At 69.4% G+C, this 7685-nt stretch carries 6 protein-coding genes and 1 pseudogene; 2 read left to right on the top strand and 5 right to left on the bottom strand.

The features are described from left to right. Positions 1-60: 60 nt before the first annotated feature. The 4 genes and pseudogenes from guaA to ID132_RS06220 all read right to left on the bottom strand — a co-directional run bounded on the left by guaA (position 61) and on the right by ID132_RS06220 (position 4277). Positions 61-1652 (bottom strand): annotated as a pseudogene (gene guaA / locus ID132_RS06235) (glutamine-hydrolyzing GMP synthase). Between the two features lie 9 nt (positions 1653-1661). After that, positions 1662-2195: a DUF3817 domain-containing protein gene (locus tag ID132_RS06230; protein WP_241209143.1), complete on the bottom strand. Its 534-nt coding sequence runs from the start codon at positions 2193-2195 to the stop codon at positions 1662-1664. A gap of 61 nt (positions 2196-2256) precedes the next feature. Then, positions 2257-3132, bottom strand: coding sequence for an SURF1 family cytochrome oxidase biogenesis protein (locus tag ID132_RS06225; RefSeq protein ID WP_193128130.1), 876 nt, complete (start codon positions 3130-3132; stop codon positions 2257-2259). 23 nt (positions 3133-3155) lie between these two features. Further along, entirely contained in the window at positions 3156-4277 is a 1122-nt protein-coding gene (locus ID132_RS06220) for a GuaB3 family IMP dehydrogenase-related protein (protein WP_193128129.1), read from the bottom strand. A gap of 65 nt (positions 4278-4342) precedes the next feature. On the opposite strand from ID132_RS06220, the gene glpK reads away from it, so the two are divergent. Next, the gene (gene glpK, locus ID132_RS06215) at positions 4343-5842 is read left to right on the top strand and encodes a glycerol kinase GlpK (RefSeq protein WP_193128128.1); all 1500 of its coding nucleotides are present in this window, start codon (positions 4343-4345) and stop codon (positions 5840-5842) included. 55 nt (positions 5843-5897) lie between these two features. Here the strand turns inward: glpK and ID132_RS06210 are convergent, their stop codons facing one another. Further along, the gene (locus tag ID132_RS06210; RefSeq protein WP_164509755.1) at positions 5898-6500 is read right to left on the bottom strand and encodes a TetR/AcrR family transcriptional regulator; all 603 of its coding nucleotides are present in this window, start codon (positions 6498-6500) and stop codon (positions 5898-5900) included. Between the two features lie 145 nt (positions 6501-6645). On the opposite strand from ID132_RS06210, the gene ID132_RS06205 reads away from it, so the two are divergent. Then, entirely contained in the window at positions 6646-7662 is a 1017-nt protein-coding gene (locus ID132_RS06205; protein WP_125107044.1) for a zinc-dependent alcohol dehydrogenase, read from the top strand. The last annotated feature ends 23 nt before the right edge of the window (positions 7663-7685 follow it).

The following is a 7685-nucleotide window of genomic DNA, read 5'->3' as shown; positions in this document are numbered from 1 at the left end:
CGGGGCCACGGCCGTTTTCCGTACCGTCGGGCCGAAACCGTCAGGTCAGGATGCGCGGGACTACTCCCACTCGATGGTCCCCGGCGGCTTCGAGGTCACGTCGAGCACGACGCGGTTGACGCCGTCGACCTCGTTCGTGATGCGGTTCGAGATGCGCGCCGTGACGTCGTAGGGCAGGCGAGTCCAGTCGGCCGTCATCGCGTCCTCGCTCGAGACGGGGCGCAGCACGATCGGGTGGCCGTAGGTGCGGCCGTCGCCCTGCACACCCACCGAGCGCACGTCGGCGAGCAGCACTACCGGGCACTGCCAGATCTGCGGGTCGAGGCCGGCTGCCGTGAGTTCCTCGCGCACGATCGCGTCGGCCTCGCGGAGCAGGTCGAGCCGCTCTTGCGTCACCTCGCCGATGATGCGGATGCCGAGGCCGGGGCCCGGGAAGGGCTGGCGGGCGACGATGACCTCGGGCACGCCGAGCTCGCGGCCGATCGCGCGCACCTCGTCCTTGAACAGGGCGCGCAGCGGCTCGACGAGGGCGAAGGTCATGTCTTCGGGCAGGCCACCGACGTTGTGGTGCGACTTGATGTTCGCGGTGCCGGTACCGCCGCCCGATTCGACGACGTCGGGGTAGAGCGTGCCCTGCACGAGGTACTTGATCTCGCCCGAATCGCCGTCGGCACGCGACTCGGCGACGAGGTCGGCCGCGGTCTGCTCGAACACGCGGATGAACTCGCGGCCGATGATCTTGCGCTTCTGTTCCGGGTCGGTCACGCCCGCGAGGTGCCCGAGGAACTGCTCACGCGCATCCACGGTCACGAGGCGCACGCCGGTGGCCGCAACGTAGTCCTGCTCGACCTGCTCGCGCTCGTCCTTGCGCAGCAGGCCGTGGTCGACGAACACGCACGTGAGCTGCTCGCCCACCGCGCGCTGCACGAGCGCCGCGGCCACGGCCGAGTCGACGCCGCCCGAGAGACCGCAAATGACCTGGTCGCTGCCGACCTGCTCGCGGATGCGCGCGACCTGCTCGTCGATGATGGAGGCGCTCGACCAGTCGCCGGGAATCTGCGCGGCGCGGCGCAGGAACGCCTCGAGTTGGGCCTGGCCCTGCTCGGAGTGGAGTACCTCGGGGTGCCACTGCACACCGTAGAGGCCGCGCTCGGGGTTGCCGAACGCCGCGACCGGGGTGGTCTCGGTTGACGCAAGCACCTCGAAGCCCTCCGGCGCCCGCACGACCGAGTCGCCGTGGCTCATCCACANGTCTGCTGCGCGGGCTGCTCGGCGAAGATTGTCGACTCGGCCGCCGCATCCGCGAGCGTCACGTTCGTCGCGCCGTACTCGCGCCGGCCGGTCTTGGCGACCTCGCCGCCGAGGGCGATCGCCATGGTCTGGAAGCCGTAGCAAATGCCAAACACGGGCACGCCGAGGCCGAACACCTCCGCGTCGAAGCTCGCGGCGTCGTCGGCGTACACGCTGGCGGGACCGCCCGAGAGCACGATGGCGAGCGGCTGTCGCTCGCGCACCTCTGCAGCCGAGATGGTGTGCGGCACAATTTCGGAATAGACGTTCGCCTCGCGCACGCGTCGAGCAATCAGCTGCGCGTATTGCGCACCGAAGTCGACGACCAGTACTGGACGAGCCTGGGTCACGGTTTCAGTCACGCGACCAGTCTAGTTCTCCTGCCGACGCCGCACTTCCTCCGCGACCTTCGCGTCGAGCGCCGCGCGCTCCTCGTCGCTGAGCTCGGCCTCGACTCGGGCCACACGGGCATCCTCGTCGTCGGTTTCGTCCCAGATCTCCTGGTATTCGCCGAGCAGTCGCTTCGTGCGGCGCGTGATGAGTGCCTCGGTGATGAACGAGAGGAACGGTACGACGCCGCCGCCAGCGAGGGCGAGCAGCCAGCCGAGCTCCCACCGCATCTTCTGCCAGAGCAGGTAGCAGCTGATGAGATAGATGACGTAGAACCAGCCGTGCACGATGAGGATCCAACGCGAGAGGTTGATCGCGGTGACCGTGTCCTCCTGCACGAGCGCGAGGAAACCGAAGGGGCCGCCGAGCTCAATCTCAACGTGGCCGATGTACTTCAGCAGCATCTCGAACACGAGCAACAGCAACAGCACGCCCGTGATCACCGAGGTGACCTGATAGAAGCGCAGGCGCTTGCGGATGGTCGGGAACTCGGTCGGGGTAGGGATGCGGGCCACGGGATGCGCTCCAGAAGTGTCGGGGTGGGATGGGCTGAGTGTACGAGGCGGAGCTTGGTTGCTACCGCTGCTCGCGGTTGCGCTCATTCGCGAGTTCGAGCAGGAGTTCGCGGCGCACGCGCTCGGCCACGGCAGCATCGGTGTGCTCGGCCTTCGTGGTGAGGTAGTCGTCGCGCACCATGCGCCACCAGATGTAGATGGCCATGGCGCAGAAGACGAGCCATTCGATCGCGTAGAAGATGTTCAGCAGATCGATCTGCAGCGAGTCGTCGATGGGCACGACATCGATGGCCTCGAGCGGGGCCGGCACCGGCAGGCCGGCGGTCGCGAGCAGCCAGGCCGGGTAGTAGTCGGATGCCTCGGTCGCCCAGGTGTTGATGAGCTGCCCCGGCGACATCGAGAGGATGCGCTGCGGATCACCATCGCGCGCGGGTACCGGGTCTTGCCCGACCTCGAGCTTCGCGAGGACGACCAGTGGCGTCTGCGCGCTGCCGAGGCTGGCCTCGGCTGCGGCGAGTGAGGCGATCGCCTGTANGGCCTGCACCTCGTCGGCGACCCAGCCGAGCGCGACGGGCATGCCCGGCAGCTCGCTCGCGTCGACGCCGCCGAAGCTGGTCGTGCCGTCATCGGTGACCGCAAAATGGCCGACGACCCAGAAGCCGCTCACCCCATCCTGCAGCCGCCCCTCGACCACACCGAAGTCGCCGGGCACGAGGAACCCCTCGACCACAACCGGCCGCGCGGCGGCCTCGTCGGTGACCCAGGTGTCGGGCGCGATGAGCTCGCCGAGCGGCACCGGCTCAACGTAGGCCTCGGCGTCAGCCGCGGTGCCCGCTGATTCGAACGCCGCCGTGAGCTGCCAGCGGCCGAGCAGCAGGAACGCCACGACGACGACGAGCACCAGGGCGAGGAACGCAAGCCACTTGGGCTTGAGCATCGTGCGCAGCATGCGGCTCGTGACTACGAATTGGAGGTGGGGCTCACCACGAGGTCAGCCCGCTGGAACGACTTGAGGTCGGTGTAGCCGGTCGTCGCCATCGCGAAGCAGAGCGCGCCCACGAGGTTCGCGGCGCCTCCGGCGGTCGCCGAGGGGCCGCGCACGATCTCTTCGAGGCTGCCGACCTGGCCGACCTCAACACGGTTACCGCGGGGCAGGCGGGGGTGGCGCGCTTCGGCGCCCCAGTGCCAGCCGCGACCCGGCGCATCCGTCGCCCGGGCGAGCGCCGCGCCGAGCATGACGGCGTCAGCGCCGCACGCGACGGCCTTGACGATGTCGCCCGACGAGCCGAAGCCGCCGTCGGCGATGACGTGCACGTAACGGCCGCCCGACTCATCCATGTAGTCGCGGCGCGCGCTCGCGACGTCGGCGATCGCGGTCGCCATCGGCGCCTGGATGCCGAGCACGCGGCGGGTGGTCNTGGCCGCGCCGCCGCCGAAGCCGACGAGTACGCCGGCCGCGCCGGTGCGCATGAGGTGCAGCGCCGACGAGTACGAGGCCGCGCCGCCGACGATGACGGGGGTGTCGAGCTCGTAAATGAACTTCTTGAGGTTGAGGGGCTCGCGGTTCTGCGAGACATGCTCGGCCGAGACCGTCGCGCCGCGGATCACGAATACGTCGGCGCCGGCCGCGAGCACGTCGGAGTAGAACTCCTGCGTGCGCTGCGGCGAAAGCGCACCGGCAACGACGACGCCGGCATCGCGGATCTCTTGCAGGCGCGCCTTGATGAGCTCGCCCTTGATCGGCTCCTGGTAGATCTGCTGAAGGCGGGCGGTCGCCTGCTTCTGCGGCAGGTCGGCGATCTCGGCGAGCAGCGTCGTCGGGTCGTCGTAGCGGGTCCACAGGCCCTCGAGGTCGAGCACACCGAGGCCGCCGAGCTGGCCGAAGGCGATCGCCGTGGCCGGGCTCATCACCGAGTCCATGGGGGCAGCGAGGAAGGGGACGTCGAAGGTGAACGCGTCGATCTTCCACGTCGTCGAGACGTCATCGGGGTCGCGGGTGCGCCGCGAAGGAATGATTGCCACGTCGTCGAGGCCAAACACAGGGCGCGCGCGCTTCGTGCCGCCAATCTCAATCTCAGTCACCCCCACAGCCTACCGGGGCTCGCCGATGAACGCGTCAGAATAGACGCACGACGACAGGAGGCAGCGTGGCCGATTACATCCTCGCGCTCGACCAGGGCACCACATCGACTCGCGCGATCATCTTTGATCACGACGGGCAGATCGTTGCGAGCGCGCAGCGTGAACACGAGCAACACTTCCCCCAGCCCGGCTGGGTCGAACACGACGCGCTTGAGATCTGGCGCAACGCCCGCGCCTGCATGGGCACGGCGCTCGCCGAGGCGCAGCTCGCCCCGAGCGACATCGCCGCGGTTGGCATCACGAATCAGCGCGAGACCACGGTGCTGTGGGATCGCGCGACCGGCCGCCCCGTGCATCCCGCGCTCGTATGGCAGGACACGCGCACGCAGGGCATCGTCAACCGGCTCGCGGCCGACGGCGGCGTCGACCGCTTCCGCGAGCGCACCGGCCTGCCACTCAACACCTATTTCTCGGCGACCAAGCTCGCGTGGCTGTTCGACGAGCATCCCGGCACGCGCGAGCGGGCCGCGCGGGGCGAGCTCTGCGCCGGCACCATCGACACCTGGCTCACCTGGTGGCTCACCGGCGGGCCGCGCTCGGGCGTGCACGTCACCGATGTGACCAACGCGTCGCGCTCGCTGCTGCTTGACCTCGGCAGCTGCGACTGGAGCGACGAGCTGCTCGAGGCCTTCGACATTCCGCGCGCGTGCCTGCCCGAGGTGCGCTCGTCGAGCGAGGTGTACGGGCACTGCGCCGAGCGCACTCCTCTGCCGGGCGTGCCGGTCGCGGGCATCCTCGGCGATCAGCAGGCCGCGACGTTCGGTCAGGCCGCGTTCGGCGAGGGGCAGGCGAAAAACACCTACGGCACCGGCTCGTTCTTGATCTACGGCACCGGCGAGCAGATCGTGCACAGCGAGCACGGGCTGCTCACGACCGTCGCGTACCAGCTTGGCGACGAGGCGCCACGGTACGCGCTCGAGGGATCGATCGCGGTGACCGGCTCGCTCGTGCAGTGGCTGCGCGACAACCTCGGGCTGATTCGCACGTCGGAGGAGGTCGAGTCGCTCGCAGCGACGGTCGACGACAACGGCGGCTGCTACATCGTGCCGGCGTTCTCTGGGTTGTATGCGCCGTGGTGGCGGCCGGACGCGCGGGGCGTGATTGTCGGGTTGACCGGGTACGTGCGCGCGGGGCACATCGCGCGGGCGGCGCTTGAGGCAACGGCGTACCAGAGCTGTGACGTGCTCGACGCCTGCAATTCGGATGCCGGCGAGCCGCTGCAGGAGCTGCGGGTCGACGGCGGGATGGTCGTGAACGACGCGCTGATGCAGTTTCAGGCCGACCTGCTCGGGACGGCGGTCGTGCGGCCGAAGATCGTCGAGACGACGGCGCTCGGGGCCGCGTTCGCGGCGGGGCTCGCGGTCGGTTTCTGGCGCGACCGCGACGAACTCGCCGCCCTCTGGCGCGAGGACCGCCGCTTCGAGCCGACGATGTCGGCGGATGCGGTGGCCGAGCTCCGCGCTGGCTGGCGCCGCGCCGTCGACCGCAGCTTCAACCTTGCCTAGGCCTTCAGCGAGTAGAGGCTGCGAATGAGTGGGCCCAGAACCGTTGAGTGGTCAGTCAAGGGGTGGGGCCTTCACTGAGGAGGTGGCGGCAGGCCTCGAGGAGCGGGCGCAGCCGGGCGCTGACGTAGTCGTCGAGCGGCTGTTCTGGCGGTTGCTGCGACCAGTCGTCGATCGCCTGCGACGACACCGCCGTGAGGGCATGCGTGAGGTCGCGCGCGAGCGTCCGCTCCTCCGGCGCGACGCGCTCGCTCGCAAATTCGGCGAGGGATGCGGTGAGCTGCGCCACGTGCCGGGTCACGTGCGCCGTGAGCTCGGCCGACGCGCGGCAGATCGAGCGGCGCTGGGCAAAATCGACGTGGTCGGCGATCGGATACCTGGCGGCAACGAGGATCGCCTCGGCGACGACGTCGAGGACCGTCCCGGCGGGCTCCCCCGCCAGATACGCGAGCGCGGCGGCCGAGTGCGCCTCCATCTCCTCGGCCATGAGGTCGGCCTTTGCCTGGTAGTAGGAGAACAGGGTCGTGCGGCTGATGCCGGCCGCCGAAGCGATGCGCGCGAGGGAGACGCGGTCGTAGCCTGCCTCTGCGAACAGCCGACGCGCGACGTCGCGAATCTCGGCGTGCGTCGTCTGGCGAGGGCGCCCGGGAGTTCGTGTCACNCCCCCCCCCCCCCGCTCCCAGCGCTGACTGCACCGGGTTGCCTGCAAGTATGCCGCATTCGCGGTAATTCCGAACCCTGTTCTGATATTCTCCGGGCACGCGCGCGAACCCCGCCCCGCGCATCCTGTTCGAAAGGAAATCGCCATGAAGTCCGTCTACGTGACCGGTCAGAACGAGAACAGCTGGGTCGACGTGCCCGAGCCCGAAATCGGCCCCGGTGACGTGCTTCTCCGCATCCGCGCCTGCGGCATCTGCGGCTCCGACGCGATGTACTCGATGGTCGGAGGCATCCCGCCGCGCCAGGGCGCGACCCCGCTCGGCCACGAGCCGGCCGCCGAAGTGGTTGAGATCGGCGCCGACGTCGACGGCGTCGCGGTCGGCGACCACGTCGTCATCGACACGATGGCATTCACCGATGGGCTGCTCGGCTCGGGCGGCGCCCAGGGCGCGCTCACGCCTTACGTCGTGGTAAAGGATTTCGCGCCGAACACGCAGCTGCGCGTGATCCCGAACGAGATCCCGTGGCAGGTCGCGGCACTGAACGAGCCGATGGCGGTCGCGCACCATGCGGTAAATCGCTCTGGCGCGGGCGAGGGCGACACGACGGTCGTCTTCGGCGCCGGGCCGATCGGGCTCGGCGCGACCATCAGCCTGAAGTCGAAGGGCGTGGGCCACGTGGTCGTCGTCGACATCCAGCCGTCGCGCCTCGAGGTGGCGCTCCAGGTCGGAGCCGACGCCGTCGTGAACTCGGCGGAGGAGGATGTGCGCGAGGCGCTCATCCGGCTGCACGGCGAGGGGCACAGCGGACTCGGCCGCGGCAGCTATGCCGGCACCGACGTCTTCATCGACGCCGCGGGCGCTGCGCCGGTCATCACCACGATTCTCGAGGTCGCGAAGCACCGCGCCGTCGTCACGATTCCAGCCGTGCACAAGCAGCCGGTCGAGGTGAACTTCGGCGAGATCCTGCAGCAGGAGCTCGATATCCGCCTCTCGATGGGCTACCCGACGGAGATTTTCGAGGTGACCGACGCGATCATCGCGAACGCCGACAAGTACGCGAAGATCATCAGCCACACCTTCCCGTTCGACGAGGCCCTCGAGGCGCTCGAGCTCGCGAAGACGCCGGGCGCCGCCGACAAGGTCGTCGTGCTCTTCGACTAACCCCGCACCAGCCAGATCGAACC

The sequence above is a fragment of the Gulosibacter sediminis genome (genome assembly GCF_014904065.1).
Classification (GTDB): Bacteria; Actinomycetota; Actinomycetes; order Actinomycetales; family Microbacteriaceae; genus Gulosibacter; species Gulosibacter sediminis.
This window is presented reverse-complemented; position numbering and strand designations above follow the sequence as displayed.